The sequence below is a fragment of the Limnohabitans sp. Jir72 genome (assembly GCF_003063575.1).
Lineage (GTDB): Bacteria > Pseudomonadota > Gammaproteobacteria > Burkholderiales > Burkholderiaceae_C > Limnohabitans_A.
The window spans coordinates 81,271-101,473 of the sequence record NZ_NESC01000003.1; the positions used below are offsets into that span (position 1 = coordinate 81,271).

A 20,203-nucleotide genomic window follows, 5' to 3' on the forward strand; every position below is an offset into this window, starting at 1 on the left:
TTTTTTAAACACCCACAAGCATCTCGATCAACTCAGTCCACATGCGTTCGAGCGGCAGCGTCAAACCGCGCTATAAAAAGTGTCTACAGGTTTGGGGGAATGCCGCTAACGACTCGAAGAGAATACGAAATCAAGCATTTCCATATTTTTGATTGAATTTTTCATCGCTCATGGTGAGCTACAGAATGAACTCAATGAACGCAACAATTGCGGGAATAAATGTGCAACAAAAAAGCAGATATGCAATTCCAATTTCAATTTGTCCTAAATAAAATTTATGCCCACCTAGACCACCAAGGAAAAAAGCAAACAGTGCCGCAGCGATGCGACTTTTTCCATTAGCAGTTGTTGGCCCGAGGTTGAGGGAAGCTGGACTTGCAAGTTGCCGCACCCCACATTTGGGACAAATTTCAGCTTTGGCTTTGATGACAGCACCGCATTCACTGCAATATTTTTCATCGGCAGCTTTGGTAACAATTTAGCTCTTAAACACACTCTTTTAGTAAAAATTTAGACATCACCCGCTGCATTCGCCGTCAGCTAGCCAGTCCATCTGAATCTCACCCAAGGATCAGACAAGGCTGGGCGCAAAGTCATGTTAGATCTCTTGGAAAATGCTGAGAGCTGTATAAAATACCAGCATCACTCAAGCACATCGATTGCAGCCTAGGATGTTTTTCAGCGAGGCACTATAGCCTGAATATTCAAAAAATTAAATCTAAAGAATCAATTTTATTGAAACTGATCTTTCATCTCATACGCTGATCTTTCGCCCCACAAGTCACATGCTCCGCACCCTCTTCGTTGACTTCAACAGCTACTTCGCCTCGGTCGAACAGCACCTGAACCCTGCCCTGCGCGGTCGGCCGGTGGGGGTGGTACCGGTCATGGCCGATTCGTCGTGTTGCATTGCGGCCAGCATCGAAGCCAAGGCGTTCGGAGTCAAAACGGGTACGGGTGTGGCCGAGGCGAAACGTTTGTGTCCGGGCATCGCCATCGTGCTGGCAGACCACGCCAAGTACGTTGAAATTCATCAGCAAGCGGTGGCGGCGGTGGACCGGATCGTGCCGGTGCGGCAGGTGTTGTCGATCGATGAGATGGAGTGCGAATTGACGGGCCGTTGGCGCGAGCGTGACCGGGCGATCGCATTGGCGCACCAAGTCAAGACCGAGGTGCAGCGCAGCGTGGGCGAATGCCTGCGCAGCTCGATTGGCATCGCGCCCAACACCATGCTGGGCAAACTGGCAAGCGACATGCACAAGCCCGATGGGCTGACGGTGATCGAACAACACGAGTTGCCTGAGCGGCTGTTCCATTTGAAGCTGTCCGACATTCAGGGCATCGGGCCGCGCATGCGTGAGCGCTTGTCGCGTTGCGGCATCGAAACCATGGCGCAGTTGTATGCCGCGCCCCGTGATTTGCTGCACACGGCTTGGGGCGGTCTGGCGGGGGCTGACATGTACGACAAGCTGCGCGGCCAGTGGTACGGACCACGCGCCACGGTGGCAAGGTCGCTGGGACATTCGCATGTGTTGCCACCCGACTTGCGCCACCCCGAAGGGGCCAGGCAAGTGCTGCACCGGCTGACGCAAAAGGCAGGCATGCGGCTGCGCAAGCAAGGCTTTTACTCCACGGCCATGCAGGTGTTTGTGCATTGCGCACACCGCTGGGAGCGCGAGGCCGGTGGCGAGCGCTATGTGCATGTGGGCGAGACGCAGGACACCGGCTATTTGCTGCAAACGCTAGACCAGCTGTGGTTCAGCGGGCTGCACTTGCTGCAGCACCCGAAGGCCGTGGGCGTGCAGTTGTGCGGTCTGGTGCTGACCAGTCAGCACACGCCCGATTTGTTTGATGCGCTCGGAGAAGCACCGCCGCCGTCTGTGCAGACGAAACAAAACCACGAAGTCCACCGCGACCGCGCTCGGTTGATGTCGGCCATGGACGCGCTCAACCGCAAGCAGGGCAAGAACACGGTTTACTTTGCCAGCGCGCACCACACGCTGGACGCCGCACCGATGCGCATCGCATTCAACCGGATTCCGGATCTGGAGACAGAGCGCTGAAACCTGGTGGCCACGGGCCTTGGCATGCGGTAGAGGCACCAGATTGCACCGGCTTCAAATCGCCCACAGGGTGGGCTCCTACTCGGCATACGTTTAGCCGCGATACACGGGCTGCATTGATCAGGCCGTGACGATCCAGCCTTCGAGGGGGTCGCACGGCGGCAAGCCGTATTGCGGGTGACCGGCTTCGTGTTGCTGCTGCGCCCAAGCCGCTTGCATCAGGCACAAGGCGGCGTCGAGGGCGTCGCCGCTGGCGTCATCGGCCAAGCGACCAAGCAAGGCATTGCTGGCCACCAGACGCAAACCAAGACGGGTTTGCCCACGCTCGAGTGCGCCCAACAGTTCGCGCCGGGCCAGCAGGCGCTCGGGCGTTTGTTTGGCTTTGTCGTCGCTTTTGTAGCTGGTGTTGCCCAGCACCTCGCGCGCCAGCAAGCCGGGGTAGGCTTCCAGCGCTACACGGCGCACATCGCCCGCGTGCAGGCCGGGCAGCTGCACACCTGCTTGGCGCAACAGGGGCACGCCCGCGTGCAGCATGTAAGCCACAGGCGGGTTGACCCACTTCATGGACGGGCTTGAGCCTGCGGGTTTGTCGGCAGCGCGGTGCGCAAACTTGGCCCCCACTGGGCGGTCGTTGCAAAACGCTGCAAACTGCTCGCGAATTTGAGGGCGCTCCAAGGCGCAATAGTGATCCATGCAGGCGGCCCACTCGTTGGGCCAACCCAAGGTCTCGACCAGCTCACGCGGCAGGCCAAAGGGCAAGTCAAAACCGCCCACCCAATCGGCAGGCTGCGCCAGCCAGTCGCCAAACGCGCTCAGGGTGTCAAAGGTCTGCAGGGCTTGCAGCTGCACCCTGCCCTGCCGGGCTTGGCCCAGCGCCAGCACGATGGGTTTGCGCTTGCTGGGGCGGCTGGAAAAATCGCAGCCTATGAGGTTCATGATTCACATCGCGACGAGGGCGTCGCTCCTACAAAACAATGGGGATCTGACCCCAATTGAATGGGTTCAGGCGCGGCCGATGATAGACGCCGTGGCCATCAGCTCTTCGAGCAGGGCCAGTGAAACTTTGCCCGACACGCTGTAGGGGTCCAGCTCGGCGCGTTCGGAGTATTTGAGCAAGATGTTGGTGTTCACGCGCGAGGCATCGACCTGGCCCATGGTCCAGCCACCAAAGCGGCGCTCGCTGATTTCTTCGTAGTGCAGCAAGACCACGTCTTTGTGGCGTGGGTCTTTTTGGATGTGACCATACAAATCGCTCACCGCGTTGCGACCGCCTTCGATGGCTTGCAAAAAGATGCCGCCGCCGTAGCACAGGATGCCAGTGATGCCACTGGACGGGTTGAACTGGCGGGAATGGGACAAGATAGATTCGATGGTCTCTGCGCGGGTGTCCTCCGCGCGGCTGGCGTAAAGCAGGCGTACCAACATGGTCAGTTCTTTCCAGGAATCAGGGACAGGAATTCACGACGCAGATTTGGATCCTTCAGGAAGGCACCGCGCATGACCGAGTTGATCATCTTGCTGTCCATGTCTTTCACACCGCGCCAGCCCATGCAGAAGTGGCTGGCCTCCATGACGATGGCCAGGCCATCGGGCTGGGTTTTGCGCTGGATCAGGTCGGCCAGTTGCACCACGGCTTCTTCCTGAATCTGGGGGCGGCCCATGATCCACTCGGCCAGGCGAGCGTATTTGGACAGGCCAATCACGTTGGTGTGTTCGTTGGGCAGCACACCGATCCAGATCTTGCCGATCACGGGACACAAGTGGTGGCTGCAGGCGCTGCGCACGGTGATGGGGCCGACAATCATCAGCTCATTGAGGTGCTCGGCATTGGGAAATTCGGTGATCTCGGGGCCTTCGACATAGCGGCCTTTGAAGACTTCTTTCAAATACATCTTGGCCACGCGGCGAGCGGTGTCGCCGGTGTTGTGGTCATTGACGGTGTCAATCACCAAGCTGTCGAGCACACCAGACATCTTGCTGGTGACTTCGTCCAGCAACTTGTCCAGCTCGCCGGGTTCGATGAATTCCGCAATGTTGTCGTTGGCGTGGAAGCGCTTGCGGGCAGCGTGGATGCGCTCGCGGATCTTGACGGAAACAGGTACGCCATCGTCTTCGGGCGTGGCGGCAGAAGCAGTCATGGCGTCTGGGGCTTTCATTAACATGGTGAGGATCGTAACAGCGATTACACAGGCTGGCCCGACCGCCCGGTCAACGCCCATGCACGGGCCAAGGACTACAGCTTCAGTAGCGGTTGCCACTCAGGAACAAGGCCAAGCGCATCAGGCCAAAGGCCACCCGGTCGCGCAGCCTTTGCGGCCACGGTCTTTGGGTGTAAGCATCGGCCACCACAGGGCTGCTTTGCGCATCAATGGCGCGGCTCAAGCGCTGGTGCAATTGCCGCGCAAACAGCTTGTCGGCAACCACCACATTGGCCTCGCGGGCCAGCAGCAAACTCAAAGGGTCCAGGTTGGACGACCCGACAGTGGCCCAAGGGCGGTCGTGATCAGGGTCCACAACAGCCACTTTGGCGTGCAGGAAACTGGCTTCGTACTCGTAAATCTCTACCCCTGCGGCCAACAACACGCCATAGACGGGCCGGGTCGCGTGGTACTGCATGAAATATTCGTAGCGCCCCTGCAGCAGCAAGCGCACCCGCACGCCCCGCTGCGCTGCATGGATCAAAGCCTTGCGCAAGCGTCGTCCGGGCAAAAAGTAGGCATTGGCGATGACAATTTCATGGCGCGCCGCGCCAATGGCCCGCAAATAGGCTTTCTCGATCTGCGTGCGGTGCAGGACGTTGTCACGCAAGAGCAAGCCGGCTTTGGCCACGACATGGGTGCCCTGAGCGCCATCGGCCTCGTGCGACCAGGGCAAGTACAAACCCGCCGCCCGAAAGGAGCTGAAGGCCTCGGGAAATTTTTGTTGGCGGACATGGCGTACACCCTGAATGCGCCACCACAGCTGCGACATGGTCTCTTGCATCTGCTGCACCAAGGCCCCTCGAGCGCACACGGCAAAATCAAAGCGAGGCTCGGGCAAGGTGCCATAACGCGGGTCATACCAATCGTCCAGGATGTTGATGCCGCCGCAAAACGCCAAGTGCCCATCGATCACGCACAGCTTGCGGTGCAGCCTGCGCCAACGGCTGGGTATCAACAGCCCCAAAGTGCCCAAGGGCGAATAAATGTGCCAGGCCACACCGGCCCGCTCAAAACGCTCACGCCACTGCACGGGCAACTGCGGTGTCCCCACACCGTCCACCACCAGCCAAACCCGCACGCCTCGCAAGGCGGCGCGCTCCAGCGCTTGGGCCACCATCAAGGCCGCGCCGTGGAAATCAAAAATATAGGTTTCCACGTGCACCTGCGAGCGGGCTTGCTCAAGCGCCAACACCAGCGACTCGAAGTAGGCCTGGCCGCCCTCAATCAACTCGATCTGGTGGCCGTCGAGCAAGGGTGGGCTGTGGCGCATGGTCAGTCCGCCCAGGCCAGCTCGGCCACCAGCGGCAAGTGGTCAGACATGCGTGGCCAGATGCGCCCGGCGGGCACCATGGCGCGCACCGGGCGCAAGCCACGGGCATAGACATGGTCGAGCTGGTTCAATGGCAGGCGCGAGGGGTAAGTGGGAGTGGGCTGCTCGCGCCACTCGGCAAAGCCCGAGGACGCCATGCGCCGCCCCAGTCCTGTGCCCCAGTCGTTGAAATCCCCGGCGACCAACACCGGCGCATGGGCCGGAATATGGCCTGCAATGTAATCCAGCAAAGCCTGCGTCTGACGCACGCGGCTGGCAGGCACCAGCCCAAGATGCACCACGATCACATGCACCACGCGGTCGACCACCTGCACCTCGGTGTGCAAAAAGCCGCGCTGCTCAAACCGATGGTCCGAGATGTCATGGTGCTGGTGCGACAGCACGGGCCAACGCGACAGCATGGCGTTGCCATGTTCACCGTGGCGCGTGGTGGCGTTGGTGCGGTAAACCGCTTCGTAGCCTTCGGGTGCCAAATAGTCGGCCTGCGGCTGGGCAGGCCAATGGGCAAAGTGAAGTGCTTCACGCCGATTCATGCGCCGCACCTCCTGCAGGCAAACGATGTCGGCATCGAGCTGCTCCACCGCATGGCCAATGTTGTGAATCTCTAGCCGCCGCGCAGGCCCCAGGCCCTGCACGCCTTTGTGGATATTCCAGGTGGCCACCCGCAACGTGGGGTGTTCGTGGCGCTGGGGCATCAGGCGCAATCCAAAAAGCGCGGCAGCATCAGAATCGCCTCAGCGTTCGAAGGTGAAAAACAGGTATCCGCCGCCTGTTGCCAATGCAGCCACTGCCAATCGGTGTGTTCCCGTGGACTCAGCGTCACCGGTGTGCCCTCGGGCACCAAGAGGCCAAACACGCGTTCGGTGTTGCGGCTGACTTCAGGCGCGTAACGCCAGCGCCAGGCCGGGTAAATGTCATAAGTATTTTCCAGTTGCCAATCCTGCAACTGACACTGTGGGTGCAGCGCATCGATGCCGGTTTCTTCCTGCACCTCCCGCACGGCGGTCTCGGCCCAGTCTTCGTGCGGGTGGTCCTTGCTGCCGGTGACCGACTGCCACGTGCCCGCATCCACACGGCGGATCAGCAGCACATGGTGGCTGGGGGTGTAGATCACCACCAGCACGGATTCGGGGATTTTGTAAACGGGTAACGCAGCGTCCATGCGGTCATTCTAGGACGCTGCGTTCAGCCCGCCGGGCTGTCAGATCACAAAGGCACAGACAGTTTGATCCCGGTCATCCAATTGCGGGGCAGCCCTGGCTCGAAATATTGGGCAGTAGCTTGATTGACAATTACGGAACCGACATATGGACGATCCATCAGATTGTCCACCCCGGCCCACGCCTCCAAGCGCACGGTGCCCCATTGGCTGCGGTGACGGACCCGAAGGTTCACCACGTCGTAGCCCGCCACGCGTGAAACAGCATCGTTCATGTCGCTGGCCCACATGGCCGAACGGGACACCCAGTCTGCTGATGCCGAGAACCCCAAGGCCTTAGGTGCAAAGCCCTGATCAGCCCATTGCAGCGATGCATACATTTGCCGCTGAGGAATACCAGGCATCCGGTTGCCCGCAGCAATTGACTTGTCTAGCAGGGGTATGGGTGATGGTGGGGACGTTTTATATGTATCAAATTTGCTGTCATAGGTGGCGTCTAGCCAAGCCATGGAAAAGAGACTTTTCCAATGTTCGGACCACATTGAATTCCATCCCAGCTCGGCACCTTGCCTCAAAGTCTGGGCTGCATTGACATACGCTGTTTTACCGGAATCCGAAAGAGCGGTGACGATTTCATTTTCGGTCGAAATTTTGAACAGCGAGGCGCTCAGGCGCTGGCCAGAACTGGGTGTCCATTTGGCACCGATCTCACTGTGTTGACTTTTAGACGCCGTCAAAGCCTGGTTGAATCTCGGAATCACAGAATTCAAGTTGTCTGCTTTGGAATAGGCTGCCTCTGCCAAAGTAGGCGTTTCAAAACCACGCCCCCAATTGGCGTACAGATTCAATTGATCCGTTGTGTGCCAGGTGACACCCAAAACTGGCGATGCGGCCTTGCTGTTCAGATTGCCGATGCCACTGTCCCCCGAGGCGGGGTTGTAGTTCACACTGTCCAGCTGAACATTGCTGTAACGCAGTCCGGAAGTGACCGTGAAAGGGTTGTGACCGGCTGCATCCACCCAGTGCCAATTCATTTGCATGAAGGCATCCGTGTTGCGTGCCTTGCTCAACTCGTCTCTGTAAACCTTTGAAGTGCTGAGCGTCGCGATTTTTTCTCCACTGGATGTTTCACCGCCGTTGCGCCGCTCTGAGGACTGGTCCAAATCAAAACCCAAAACCCAGTCCATCGAACCAAATTTCAAATTCGATTCCTTGCCCTTGAGCTGCCCCCCCAAGCCAACGTAGTCACGCTGCAAATCAACCCAACTCGCAGGATTCGAAGTCTTGGCTTGATATTGCAAATTGCTGCGTGTACCGCCATACAAGCGCCACTGCATTTCAAGCGAAGGGCTGAATTGGTGCAACAAAACAGCCCCTAACTGGTTTTGCTGCACGCTCTTGCGGGTCCGGTCCGATTCTGCTTTGTTTCCGGCCTGCCGTGGATCTGCCTTCAACTGATCAGCCGTCAAGCCCAATGGATCCTGTGCCTGGGGCATGTCAAACAGGTTGGCCACCAGCTTGAGTTTGGTGTCGTCTTGCAACTGGGAAGTCAACACACCGTTGAATTGTTTGCGTTCTGCTGCACTGTTTTTGCGATAACCGTCGATCTGGAACGTGCTGTAGTCGGCCACGATACCAACGCTGCCCGTGCGGCCGCTGAACTGCGCATCATGGCGGCGCAGACCGTAGCTGCCAAAGGTGGTGGAGAGATCCAACTGCGGCTGGTCACCGGCTTCACGGGTGAAGGTCTGGATCACACCGCCGGCAGAATTACCATACAGCTGCGCCAGTGGGCCGGTCAGCACTTCAATGCGATCAGCCGATGTCAGGCTCACCGTGGAGGCTTGGCCTTGCCCATCGGGCGTTGTGGCGGGAATGCCGTCGGTGATCAGGCGGATACCGCGCAGACCAAATGCCGCCCGAGAGCCAAAGCCGCGAATTGAAATTTGCACGTCTTGGGCATAGTTGTTTCGGTTGAGCGCCACCACACCGGGGGTTTGTGCCAGAGCCTCGGACAAGTTCACTTGCGCGCCTGCGTTGCGAATGGCGTCGCCATCGATCACGCGCACAGAAGCCGGGGCATCGAACTGTTTTTGCGCCAATCGACCACTTTGCACAGTGACTTCGTCCGCATTTTGTGCACAAACAGCGGTGCTCAGCAGCCCGAGAACGCTTCCCCAATGAATTCGATTTTTCATTTTCTGACTTCCCTATGCATTTGTTGATTCGACGACATTCCAATTCCTTGCGTCAAGGCAGTTCAACCGTGACCTTGATGGCACTGTACCAAGCTGCAAGCTGGGAAATTTCAGCATCTGTCAGTGGTTTGGCAATCACACCCATCACGGCATTTTGACGTTGACCACTGCGGTAACTCTTGAGTTGTTCACTCACGTAAAAGGCCTGCTGCCCCGCGAGATTGGGCGCATTGGGTAGCGTCGCTACCCCATTGGGGCCATGACACAAAGCGCAAGCCACATCGGCTTTGGCACGACCTGCACTCACGTCATCGGCATAGCTGCTGGACATCACAGCCATCAAACCGATCAATAAGATATTTTTCATAGCATAGGACTTCAATAAACGGGGCCTCGCGCAGAGGCCCCGAAGCACAAACGATACAGGCTTGCGGCTGGCAGCCTGGGCCTGTATCTAGACCGATCAGTTACCCACGTAGCTGATGCGGTAGATGGCACCAGCGTAGTCGTCAGACACCAAGATCGAGCCGTCAGGCAAGTTGGCCACGTCCACTGGGCGAGCCAAAGCGCGACCGGTGGTCTTGTCCAAGAAGCCATCGGCAAAGACTTCTGAAGCACCGGCTGAGCCATCGGCCTTGATAGGCACGTAGTTGATCAGGTAGCCGCTCGGTGTGGTGCGGTTCCATGAACCGTGCGAAGCCACAAACAGACCGCCTTGGTACTTCGCAGGGAAGGCCTTGCCGGTGTAGTGGGTCAGGCCGAGCTGCGCCTGGTGCGCTGGGAACTCGACTTGAGGATAGATCGCGCCGGCAGGCTCTTTCATGTCCTTGAGGTCAGCTGCAGCAGCGGAACCTGCGACTTTGAAGTGGCCGTTGTAGTAAGGGAAGCCAAAGTGTTCGCCTGCCTTGGTGAGTTTGTTCAACTCGCCTGGTGGGATGTCGTCGCCCAAACCGTCGACCTGGTTGTCTGTGGTCCAGATGTCACCCTTTGGTCCGATGGAAATACCGGCTGGGTTGCGCATGCCCTTGGAGTACACGGTGCGGCCGGAACCATCGAGGCCATTGAAGCGCAGAACGCCGCCAATGCCCAGTTGCTCAAACAACTCGACTTTGTCTTTGGGCTGCACGTTGTAAGGCTGGCCCATGGTGACATAGATCTTGCCATCGTTGGCGACCTTGCAAACACGGCCTGTGTGGTTGAAAGATTGCTCTTCCACAGGAATCAACTTGCCTTCTGGCACCACCAAATCGACGGCCACGTCCGGACCTTCGTAGAAGTATTCGGCCGCAGGGAAATGCAAGATGCGGTTGGATTCAGCCACGACCAAGAAACCGTCTTTGGTGAAACACACACCGTTGGGGTTGCTGAATTTGATGGAAGGTGCGAATGCCTTGACTTCGGTCGCAGCGTCACCGTTGTTGCGGTTGGTCACAGCCCACACGGTGGTCTTGCGAGTGCCGACAAACAGCATGTTGGTTGAAGGCGCAACGGCCATGTAGCGCGCATCGGGCACCACGGCGTACAAGTCAATCTTGAAGCCATCTGGCAGTTTGACTTTTTTCAGGTTGGCACGAATGGCGTCCGCATTCTTGCCCTCTTGGGGCACAGACGGAATATTCATGTTGGTGGACGTGTTGCCCATGCGCTGAAGCGTGGACAAATTTTTGTCTTGAGCGGAGGCATTGGTCGCAGCCAAGGCTGCAACAGCCAGGGTCAGCGCGGAGAGTTTGATCAAGTTCACAAGGCACCTTTAATCAGTTGAAGGGAACATTCCCTGCACGCATCGTAAGTTTGGGTATGCGCATCAAATACCTAGCAGTAACCCTAGCAAACCGGGCAAAACAGACACGCATGTGACTGTTTGAAATCAAAACTGAAATAAATTAATAAAACTCTGATAAAAAATTTCATACCTCTTTTTTTTATACTCAAATTCTAAGAAGAATTCCCCAGGCCCCCCGAAAAGCAGCAAGGTTTGTCACCTCAGCTTTGGGCCGGGACGAACAATACCCTGCCTGCATCAATAGACCGGTTGGTATTTTTTCAAGATCGCAAGCACTTCCGCCGTCAACACAAAGGACACGCCAATCAATCCAAAGCAAACCTTGCTTCTTGGCGTGGGCACAACCGTCAAGCCTTGCTGCAACTGTTCAACGAAAAGCCATCGGCCTTGAAGTGGTGGCGACCATTTAATTTGACTTGCCATGCGAGCCACCCAGCGCTGCTCAACGCTTCAAATCCCTTTAGAAATTTTCGTGCGGCCCCATGGCTTCCAGTTAGACCAAGCGCACGGTGTCTTCTCGGGTGTAGCCCAGCAGGTACAACTGGCCCTGGCTGCAAAACTTGTACACCCACAGCTGGGCCTAGTCGCCTTTTTTGCGCTCACCCACGTCGGGGTTGTCGGCCACCACCACCACCACCACCACCACAGCGGCATCGGCTCGGCATCGGTGCGGTGTCGGCAATCAAACTGGCCTGGGTCAACTTTTTGTACACGCGGGCAAAACGCCGCGTTTGCTGACCCGCTTTATGTTGAGAAGCAAAGGAAAGCGCAGTTCTAGCAGTCAATGAAAACGCAGCACCCCGGTCACCCGGACGCTGCGTTGATTCTTGAAGGCCCATATCCTGGGCCAAGCCTTCAATACACCGGTTGGTGCTGCTTCAAGCTCGAGATCACTTCCGCCGTCAGCGCAAAGCCCGCCCCATACAAGGCTGCCAATTCAGCACACCGCTTGGCAAACGCATCCACACCCTGGCCATAGATGAACTGCAGCGCACCACCGGTCCAAGCCGGAAAGCCAATACCGAAGATCGAGCCGATGTTGCCGTCGTGCACCGAGGTCAGCACGCCTTCTTGCAGGCAGCGGGCGGTTTCCACGGCCTGGCGGTACAGCAGGCGGTCTTTGATGTCTTGCTGGCTGTAGGCCACATCGGCTTTTTCAAAGCGGGTTTTGAGTTCGGGCCACAGCACTTTTTTCTGGCCTACAGGGTAGTCGTAAAAACCACCGCCTGCGGCGCGGCCGGGGCGCTTGAGTTCTTTGACCATGCGCTCGACCAGCAGCTCGCCTGGCGTGGCAGTGTGGATTTTGCCTGCTTTGGCAAAGTCCTCGCGGGTCTGGTCCAGCACATGCACCGAGAGCGACAGCGCGGTTTCGTCCAGCACGGCCAACGGGCCAACGGGCATGCCCACTTGCATGGCCAGGTTCTCGATCACGGGGGCGGGGATGCCCTCGCCCAGCATGGCCGCGCCTTCCATCACAAAGGTGCCAAAAGTGCGGCTGGTGTAGAAGCCGCGCGAGTCGTTCACCACGATGGGCAGCTTGCCCAGCGCCTGCACGTAGTCGTATGCGCGGGCGATGGTTTCGTCGTCGGTCTGTGCGCCGCGAATGATTTCCACCAGCTGCATCTTGTCGACGGGGCTAAAGAAATGGATGCCCACGAATTTGTTGGCATTGGCGCTGGCCGTGGCCAGGCCGCTGATGGGCAAGGTGGAGGTGTTGCTTGCAAAGAAGCCGCCTTCTGCGAGCATCGGCTCGGCCTCTTGCGTGACACGGGCCTTGAGCTCGCGGTTTTCAAACACGGCTTCGATGATCAGATCGCAGCCCTTCAGGTCTGCGGCGCTGGCCGTGGGCTGGATGAGTGACAACAGGGCCGCTTGTTTGTCAGCGGCCATGCGGCCTTTGTCCACGCGCTTTTGCGTGAGCTTGTGGCTGTAGGCCTTGCCTTTTTCGGCAGCTTCCACGCTCACATCTTTGAGCACCGTGGCGATGCCCCGGCTGGCTTGTGAATACGCAATGCCCGAGCCCATCATGCCCGCACCCAAAATGCCCACCTTTTGTGGCTTGTAGCGCGGCGCAGCCTTGGGGCGACTTTGGCCGCCCTTGATGCTGTTCATGTTGAAGAAGAAGGTGTTGATCATGTTGCGCGCCACCTGGCTGGTCATGAGACCTGCGAGGTAACGGCTTTCGATGCGCATGGCGGTGTCAAAGTCCACCATCGCGCCTTCGACCATGGCAGCCAACGCCGCTTCGGGCGCAGGGTACAGGCCGCGTGTTTTTTGCTTGAGCACTGCAGGAGCCACACTCAACATGCCCGCGATCTTGGGGTTGCTCGGCGTGCCGCCGGGCATTTTGTAGTCCTTGCGGTCCCACAGGTGTTGGGCTGCTTCGGGCTGGCCTTGGCTTGCCGCAATGTGCGCCAAAGCGCGTGGGCGCAGCTCGTCGTCGCTGGCCACGATCTCGTGCACCAGGCCGAGCTTTTGCGCTTCTTCGGGGCCAAAGAGTTTGCTCTCCAGCACATAGGGCTGTGCGGCCAGCAAGCCCAGTTGGCGCGTCATCTTGGTGATGCCGCCGCCACCGGGAATCAAACCCAGCGTGACTTCGGGCAAACCAAATTGTGTTTTGGGGTTGGCCGTGGCGATGCGGTGATGGCCGATCAGCGCGACTTCCCAGCCGCCGCCAAGCGCCGTGCCATTCAGGCAGCTGACCACCGGCACGCCCAGGGTCTCGATGGTGCGAAAAGCTTTTTTGATGCCTTCAATCTCCACAAAGACACGCGGGCCGTCCGAGGCTTGCGAGCGCATCACGCCCTTGAGGTCAGCCCCTGCAAAAAAGGTGGACTTGGCCGAGGCCAGGATGACACCTTTCAAAGCCGCCTTGTCTTTGGCCACCTGCTCGGCCACCTGGGTCAGGTCAGCCTGCCATTGCAGGCACATGGTGTTGACCGGCGAGCCCTGCTCGTCAAAGGTGATGGTGGCGATGCCGTCAGCCAGTTCGTAGCGCAGTGTTTTCAAAATCATTTTGGTGTCTCCCAATCAAACCCGTTCAACGATGGTGGCGATGCCCATGCCACCGCCCACACACAAAGTGGCCATGCCGTAGCGCAGTTGGCGGCGGTGCAGTTCGTCGATCAGGATGCCAATGATCATCGCGCCCGTGGCCCCCAACGGATGGCCCATGGCGATCGCGCCGCCGTTCACGTTCACCTTGTCGTGCGGCACATGCATCTCTTGCATGAACTTCATGGGCACGGCAGCAAAGGCTTCGTTGATCTCGAACAAATCGATCTGGTCAATCGTCAGCCCCGCCTTGGCCAGCGCCTTGCGTGCGGCCGGCATGGGGCCTGTGAGCATGATGGTCGGGTCAGCGCCCGACAAGGCCACCGAAACGATGCGGGCACGCGGTGTGAGGCCATGGGTTTTGCCTGCGGCTTCCGAGCCGATCAACACCGCCGCTGCGCCGTCCACAATGCCGGACGAGTTGCCCGCGTGGTGCACATGGTGGATGCGTTCGACTTGCGGATAACGCTGCAAAGCCACCGCGTCAAAGCCCATGGCCCCCAGTTGCTCGAACGAAGCTTTGAGGCCGCCCAGCGTTTCCACCGTGGTGCTGGGCTTGATGAATTCGTCTTGCGCCAAGATGACCTGGCCCAGCTTGTCTTTGACCGGCACCACCGAGCCATCGAAGTAACCCGCAGCACGCGCTGCCGTGGCGCGCTTTTGAGACTCCACCGCGAAGGCATCGACATCGTGGCGGCTGAAGCCACTCATGGTGGCGATCAAATCTGCGCCAATGCCTTGCGGCACAAACAGTGTGGCGCTGTTGGTTTCGGGGTCTTGCGCCCAAGCGCCGCCGTCCGAGCCAATCGGCACGCGGCTCATGCTTTCCAGGCCACCGGCCACGACCAGGTCTTCCCAGCCGCTGCGCACTTTCATGGCGGCCATGTTGACCGCTTCCAGGCCCGAGGCGCAAAAGCGGTTGAGCTGCACGCCCGAGCAGCGCCAGTCCCAACCGGCCGCCAAGGCCGCCACTTTGGGGATCACCGAGCCCTGCTCGCCAATGGGCGAGACCACGCCCATGACCACGTCGTCCACCGCAGCGGTGTCCAGCTGGTTGCGGCTTTGCAGCTCGCGCAGCACGCCTGCCAGCAAGCTGATGGGTTTGACTTCGTGCAGGCTGCCGTCTTTTTTGCCCTTGCCACGCGGTGTGCGTATGGCGTCATAAACAAATGCTTCGCTCATGCTGTCTCCTGGGGGTCATCAGGGGGTTTGCCCTGTGTTGCGGGGGTTTTCAAACAGTATAGACTTTTACCAAGCAAACGCTTTGTATAAATCTCAGAACCCCAGTCTTGAAGGTGACACCGATGATTGAACGCACACTCTTTACCCCCGACCACGAAGCCTTTCGCGACAGCTTTCGCCGCTTCATGGACAAAGAAATCGCCCCCCACCACGAGGCATGGGAAGAGCAGGGCTACGTGGACCGCGCCGTCTGGAACAAGGCCGGTGACAACGGCTTTTTGTGCATGACCCTGCCCGAGGCCTATGGCGGCTCAGACGCGGACAAGCTGTATTCGGTGGTGCAGATGGAAGAACTTTCACGCGCCGGTTTCAGCGGCATTGGCTACGGCCTGCACAGCGAGATCGTCGCGCCCTACATCCTGCATTACGGCACCGAAGCCCAAAAGCAAAAGTACCTGCCCAAGCTGGCCACTGGCGAGATGGTGGGAGCGATTGCCATGAGCGAACCCGCAGCGGGCTCGGACCTGCAGGGCGTCAAAACCACCGCCATATGGCAAGCAGGCCCCTCCGGTAGCGTGCCCGACGGTCACTACGTGATCAACGGCAGCAAGACCTTCATCACCAACGGCTGGCACGCCGATTTGGTGATTTTGGTGGCCAAGACCGACCCAGCTGCAGGTGCCAAAGGCACCAGCTTGTTCCTGATCGAACGTGGCACGCCTGGCTTTGAAAAAGGCAAGCGCTTGAAGAAGCTGGGCCTCAAAGCACAAGACACTTCCGAGCTGTTTTTTGACAACGTCAAGGTCAGTGCCGACCAGCTGCTGGGCGGCACCGCCATGCAGGGCAAGGGCTTCATTTGCCTCATGGAGCAGCTGCCTTGGGAGCGCCTGCAAATCGCGATTGGCGGCATTGCCGCTGCGCAAGCGGCCATCGACTGGACGGTGCAGTACGTGAAAGACCGCAAGGTGTTTGGCCAGGCCGTGGGCAACTACCAAAACACCCGCTACACCCTGGCCGAGCTGCAGACCGAAGTGCAGGTGGCGCGTGTGTTCGTGGACAAGTGCTCTGAACTGCTGCTGCAAGACAAGCTGGACACCGCCACCGCCAGCATGGCCAAGTACTGGTGCTCGGATTTGCAGTGCAAGGTGATGGACGAGTGCGTGCAGCTGCACGGCGGCTATGGCTACATGTGGGAATACCCCATCACCCGCGCCTATGCCGACGCCCGCGTGCAACGCATCTACGGCGGCACCAACGAGATCATGAAAGAAGTGATCTCCCGCAGCATGGGTTTGGCGGGGCGATGAGCACACCACTGCCCCCCCCCCGCAGGAGCCCACCCCTGTGGGCGATTGACCTCACAAGGCCGTGTGCCACGCCCATCGCCCACGGGGTGGGCTCCTACACCAATACAAGCCGTTGAGCGAAGGGGCAGAGCGGCCATGAGGCCTGCTTCACCGCTGCCCTCCCCCGCAGGAGCCCACCCCTGTGGGCGATTGACCTCACAAGGCCGTGTGCCACGCCCATCGCCCACGGGGTGGGTTCCTACACCAATGCAAGCCGTTGAGCGAAGGGGCAGAGCGGCCATGAGGCCTGCTTCACCACTGCCCTCCCCCGTAGGAGCCCACCCCTGTGGGCAATTGACCTCACAAGGCCGTGTGCCACGCCCATCGCCCACGGGGTGGGCTCCTACACCAATGCAAGCCGTTGAGCGAAGGGGCAGAGGAACCTTGGGGTCTGCATCACTTCTGCCCTTCCCTGTAGGAACCCACCCCTGTGGGCGATTGACCTCACAAAGGCGTGTGCCTCGCCTATCGCCCACGGGATGGGCTCCTACACCAATACAAGCCGTTGAGCGAAGGGGCAGAGCGGCCATGAGGCCTGCTTCACCACTGCCCTCCCCCGTAGGAGCCCACCCCTGTGGGCGATTGACCTCACAAGGGCGCGTTCTACGCCCATCGCCCACGGGGTGGGCTCCTACAAATGTGAGTGCGCATGTCTGAGTTGACCGAACCCAAACGCGCACGCGGCCGCCCCCGCAAGACCGAGGGCGAACGCGACGATGGCAACCGGCGTCAGGCGCTCATCTCGGCTGCGGCGCAGCTGTTTCACCGCAAGGGCTACGACGCCACCAGCACCCGCGAAATCGCGGCGCAAGTGGGCATGCAGCCGGGCTCGCCGTTTTATCACTTCGGCAACAAACAAGACCTGTTGCTGGCCGTGATGGTCGAGGGCATGAAGCAAGCCAGCCATCGGCAAACGGCCGCTTGCGCTGACCTGCCGGATGACCTGCCCCCACGCGAACAACTGCGCGTACTGATCCGCAACCAGTTCGATGTGCTGCTGGGACCGGACAGCGACTTCATCCCGGTGATGCTTTACGAATGGCGCTCGCTGAGCGCCGAACAGCGCCAAACCATCACGCAAATCAAGGACGACTACGAAGCCGCCTGGACGCCCGTGTTGCAAACGCTGTATGACAGCGGGCAACTGCAAGCCCCCGTGGGTTTGGCCCGGCTGATGATTTTTGGCGCTTTGAACTGGGCGGTGCAGTGGTACCAGCCGACCGGCCAGAACTTGGCGACAAATGCGGCCAAGCATTCGGTTACACGCTCAAGCCAAACGGCGGCGAAAGCAACAGAGCCCAGTGCCCCACGCGCCTCCCTGGACGATTTGACCGAGGCCGCTCTGGCCTTGTTTTTGAGAGACCCCGCATGAACCCCGCCACAACTTACCAATCCGTCTTTGCCCCCGACCTGCTGAGCGGACAAGTCATCCTGGTCACCGGCGGCGGCTCGGGCATTGGCCGCTGCACCGCGCACGAGCTGGCCAGCCTGGGCGCACATGTGGTGCTGGTGGGCCGCAACCCCGACAAGCTGAGCGCCACAGCGCAAGAGATCGTGGGTGACGGTGGTCAGGCGAGCTGGCACAGCACCGACATCCGGCGCGAGGACGATGTCAAAGCCATGGTCGCGCAGGTGGTGCAGCAGCACGGCCGCATTCATGGCGTGGTCAACAACGCGGGCGGGCAATACATCTCGCCCCTGGCCAGCACCAGCGCCAAGGGCTGGCAAGCGGTCATCGACACCAACTTGACGGGCGGCTTTTTGGTGGCGCGTGAGTGCTTCAACCAAAGCATGCAACAGCATGGCGGCGCGGTGGTCAACATCGTGGCCGACATGTGGGGCTCCATGCCCGGCATGGGCCACAGTGGCGCAGCGCGCGCGGGCATGGTCAGCTTCACCGAAACCGCCGCACTGGAATGGGCGGCGCACGGTGTGCGCGTCAACGCCGTGGCCCCAGGCTACATCGCCAGCAGCGGCATGGACCATTACCCGCCCGAGGCGGGAGACATGCTGCGCGCCATGCGCAACACCGTGCCACAAGGCCGCTTTGGCACCGAGGCCGAGACCTCAGCAGCGATTGTGTTTTTGCTGTCACCCGCAGCGAGTTTCATCAGCGGCACAGTGCTGCGCGTAGACGGTGCCCGCCCGCAAATGCGCATGGGCTGGCAGCAAGGTGTGGCCCAAGCCGATGTGCAAACACGCGATGCGGTCAAACCGTTTAATGGCTTTCACCGTGCCGTGACCCCCAAGGTATTCCAATGAATTTCGAATCCACCTGGAACCCACACAGCCCCGTGGCGCAGCAAAGGCGTGAGGCCGCGCTGGCCCGCATGGCGCAGTGGCATGCCCTGCAAGACCGCGCAGCCCTTGCCTCTGCCCAGTCCAAACCGGTGTTCGACAAACGCGGGCAGTTGTTGCCGCGTGAGCGCGTGGCCTTGTTGCTGGACCCTGGCGCACCTTTCTTGCCACTGTGTGCTTTGGCAGGCTTCATGCAGGACACGCCGGACCCGACCAAATCGGTGCCCGGCGGCGGCATGATCACGGGCATTGGTTTCATCAGCGGTGTGCGCTGCATGGTGGTGGCCAGCGACTCGGGCATCGAGGCCGGAGCGATTCAGGCACGCGGCCTTGAAAAGATTTTGCGCGTGCAAGAAGTCGCACTCGAAAACAAACTGCCTTTTGTGCACCTGGTCGAAAGCGCCGGGGCCAACCTGATGCAATACAAGGTCGAGGGTTTTGTGTTGGGGGGCAGCCTGTTCCGCAACCTCGCCCGCCTGTCGGCGGCGGGCTTGCCGGTGCTCACGGTGCAACACGGCTCGGGCACCGCAGGCGGGGCCTACATGCCGGGCCTGAGTGACACCGTGATCATGGTACGTGGCAGGTCGCGCGCCTTTCTGGCCGGGCCACCTTTGCTCAAAGCCGCGACGGGCGAAGTGGCGACCGAAGAAGAACTGGGCGGGGCCGAGATGCACACCAGCGTGTCGGGCCTGGGCGAGTACCTGTGCGAAGACGACCGCCACGCGCTGGGCACCGCACGCGATGTGGTGGCGCGTTGGGACTGGGCTGCGCGCAGTAACCGACGGGATGCCAAGCCCCCGCGCCTGGACGCCGAAGAACTGCTGGGCCTGATGCCCGCGCACCACCGCGAACCGATCGACATGCGCGAAGTCATCTTGCGCTTGGTGGACGACTCGGATTTTCTGGAATTCAAACCGCTGTTTGGCGCGGCCACGGTGTGCGCGCAAGCGCGCATCGGCGGGCATGCGGTGGGCATCATCAGCAACAACGGTCCGATCGATGTGGCCGGGGCCAACAAGGCCACGCACTTCATCCAGTGGATGTGCCAGCTGGGCCACCCCATCATTTACTTGCAAAACACCACCGGCTACATGGTGGGCAAAGACAGCGAGCAAGGCGGCATGATCAAGCACGGCTCCAAGATGATCCAGGCCGTGACCAGCGCCACCGTGCCGCAGATCACCATCCAGTGCGGGGCCTCGTTTGGTGCGGGCAACTACGGCATGTGCGGGCGGGGTTATGCACCGCGCTTTTTGTTCAGCTGGCCCGGCGCCAAAACGGCGGTCATGGGCGGCGAGCAAGCGGCCCGCACCATGCAGATCGTGGCCGAAGCCGGTATGGCCCGCAAAGGCATCACGCCCGACCCCGAGAAAATGCAAGCCCAGTTCGACAAGATCGTGGCCCTGTTTGAAGCGCAAGCCGATGCCTTCTACACCAGTGGCCTGGTGCTGGACGACGGCGTGATCGACCCGCGCGACACCCGCAGCGTGCTGAGCTTTTGCCTCGACACCTGTGCCGAGAGTGCAGCCCGCCAACTCCGCGCCACAAGCTTTGGCGTGGCCCGGATGTGAGTTGTCCGTCATGACATC

General features: G+C 59.9%; 17 protein-coding genes. 5 read left to right on the plus strand and 12 right to left on the minus strand.

Annotated features, from left to right (window positions below):
- Nucleotides 1–178 precede the first annotated feature (178 nt).
- A complete protein-coding gene (locus B9Z52_RS18265) occupies nt 179–478 on the minus strand; it encodes a TM2 domain-containing protein (RefSeq protein ID WP_108412782.1) in 300 nt (99 codons plus the stop codon).
- Between the two features lie 307 nt (nt 479–785).
- Between B9Z52_RS18265 and B9Z52_RS05175 the strand changes: the two genes are divergently transcribed.
- On the plus strand, nt 786–2,063 hold the full coding sequence (locus B9Z52_RS05175; RefSeq protein WP_108412783.1) for a DUF4113 domain-containing protein: 1,278 nt from the start codon (nt 786–788) through the stop codon (nt 2,061–2,063).
- A gap of 120 nt (nt 2,064–2,183) precedes the next feature.
- Here B9Z52_RS05175 and B9Z52_RS05180 read toward each other — a convergent pair whose 3' ends face one another.
- The 11 genes from B9Z52_RS05180 to B9Z52_RS05235 form a co-directional block, all read right to left on the minus strand.
- A complete protein-coding gene (locus B9Z52_RS05180) occupies nt 2,184–2,999 on the minus strand; it encodes a DUF429 domain-containing protein (RefSeq protein WP_108412784.1) in 816 nt (271 codons plus the stop codon).
- A gap of 66 nt (nt 3,000–3,065) precedes the next feature.
- A complete protein-coding gene (locus B9Z52_RS05185) occupies nt 3,066–3,488 on the minus strand; it encodes a BLUF domain-containing protein (protein WP_108412785.1) in 423 nt (140 codons plus the stop codon).
- A gap of 2 nt (nt 3,489–3,490) precedes the next feature.
- Entirely contained in the window at nt 3,491–4,219 is a 729-nt protein-coding gene (folE, locus tag B9Z52_RS05190) for a GTP cyclohydrolase I (protein ID WP_108412786.1), read from the minus strand.
- A gap of 85 nt (nt 4,220–4,304) precedes the next feature.
- On the minus strand, nt 4,305–5,534 hold the full coding sequence (gene clsB / locus B9Z52_RS05195) for a cardiolipin synthase ClsB (protein WP_108412787.1): 1,230 nt from the start codon (nt 5,532–5,534) through the stop codon (nt 4,305–4,307).
- Between the two features lie 2 nt (nt 5,535–5,536).
- A complete protein-coding gene (locus tag B9Z52_RS05200; protein ID WP_108412788.1) occupies nt 5,537–6,289 on the minus strand; it encodes an endonuclease/exonuclease/phosphatase family protein in 753 nt (250 codons plus the stop codon).
- Nucleotides 6,289–6,756: a dihydroneopterin triphosphate diphosphatase gene (nudB, locus tag B9Z52_RS05205; RefSeq protein WP_108412789.1), complete on the minus strand. Its 468-nt coding sequence runs from the start codon at nt 6,754–6,756 to the stop codon at nt 6,289–6,291. The genes B9Z52_RS05200 and nudB overlap by 1 nt, the downstream gene beginning before the upstream one ends.
- A gap of 44 nt (nt 6,757–6,800) precedes the next feature.
- Nucleotides 6,801–8,951 carry a TonB-dependent receptor gene (locus tag B9Z52_RS05210; protein ID WP_108412790.1) on the minus strand — a complete coding sequence of 717 codons (2,151 nt, stop codon included), beginning with the start codon at nt 8,949–8,951 and terminating at the stop codon, nt 6,801–6,803.
- 52 nt (nt 8,952–9,003) lie between these two features.
- On the minus strand, nt 9,004–9,318 hold the full coding sequence (locus B9Z52_RS05215) for a cytochrome c (protein ID WP_108412791.1): 315 nt from the start codon (nt 9,316–9,318) through the stop codon (nt 9,004–9,006).
- A gap of 96 nt (nt 9,319–9,414) precedes the next feature.
- Nucleotides 9,415–10,692, minus strand: a complete 1,278-nt coding sequence (locus B9Z52_RS05220) for a sorbosone dehydrogenase family protein (protein WP_369907852.1) — start codon at nt 10,690–10,692, stop codon at nt 9,415–9,417.
- 897 nt (nt 10,693–11,589) lie between these two features.
- Complete coding sequence (locus B9Z52_RS05230) at nt 11,590–13,743, minus strand: 3-hydroxyacyl-CoA dehydrogenase NAD-binding domain-containing protein (RefSeq protein WP_108412994.1); 2,154 nt, start codon at nt 13,741–13,743, stop codon at nt 11,590–11,592.
- Nucleotides 13,744–13,764: 21 nt separating this feature from the next.
- Nucleotides 13,765–14,970, minus strand: a complete 1,206-nt coding sequence (locus tag B9Z52_RS05235) for an acetyl-CoA C-acetyltransferase (RefSeq protein WP_108412792.1) — start codon at nt 14,968–14,970, stop codon at nt 13,765–13,767.
- Nucleotides 14,971–15,092: 122 nt separating this feature from the next.
- On the opposite strand from B9Z52_RS05235, the gene B9Z52_RS05240 reads away from it, so the two are divergent.
- The 4 genes from B9Z52_RS05240 (at nt 15,093) to B9Z52_RS05255 (ending at nt 20,185) form a co-directional block, all read left to right on the plus strand.
- On the plus strand, nt 15,093–16,277 hold the full coding sequence (locus tag B9Z52_RS05240; protein WP_108412793.1) for an acyl-CoA dehydrogenase family protein: 1,185 nt from the start codon (nt 15,093–15,095) through the stop codon (nt 16,275–16,277).
- 688 nt (nt 16,278–16,965) lie between these two features.
- Nucleotides 16,966–17,688 carry a TetR/AcrR family transcriptional regulator gene (locus tag B9Z52_RS05245; RefSeq protein ID WP_108412794.1) on the plus strand — a complete coding sequence of 241 codons (723 nt, stop codon included), beginning with the start codon at nt 16,966–16,968 and terminating at the stop codon, nt 17,686–17,688.
- Entirely contained in the window at nt 17,685–18,578 is an 894-nt protein-coding gene (locus B9Z52_RS05250; protein ID WP_108412795.1) for an SDR family oxidoreductase, read from the plus strand. The genes B9Z52_RS05245 and B9Z52_RS05250 overlap by 4 nt, the downstream gene beginning before the upstream one ends.
- Complete coding sequence (locus tag B9Z52_RS05255; protein ID WP_108412796.1) at nt 18,575–20,185, plus strand: acyl-CoA carboxylase subunit beta; 1,611 nt, start codon at nt 18,575–18,577, stop codon at nt 20,183–20,185. Before B9Z52_RS05250 ends, B9Z52_RS05255 begins: the two co-directional genes overlap by 4 nt.
- The last annotated feature ends 18 nt before the right edge of the window (nt 20,186–20,203 follow it).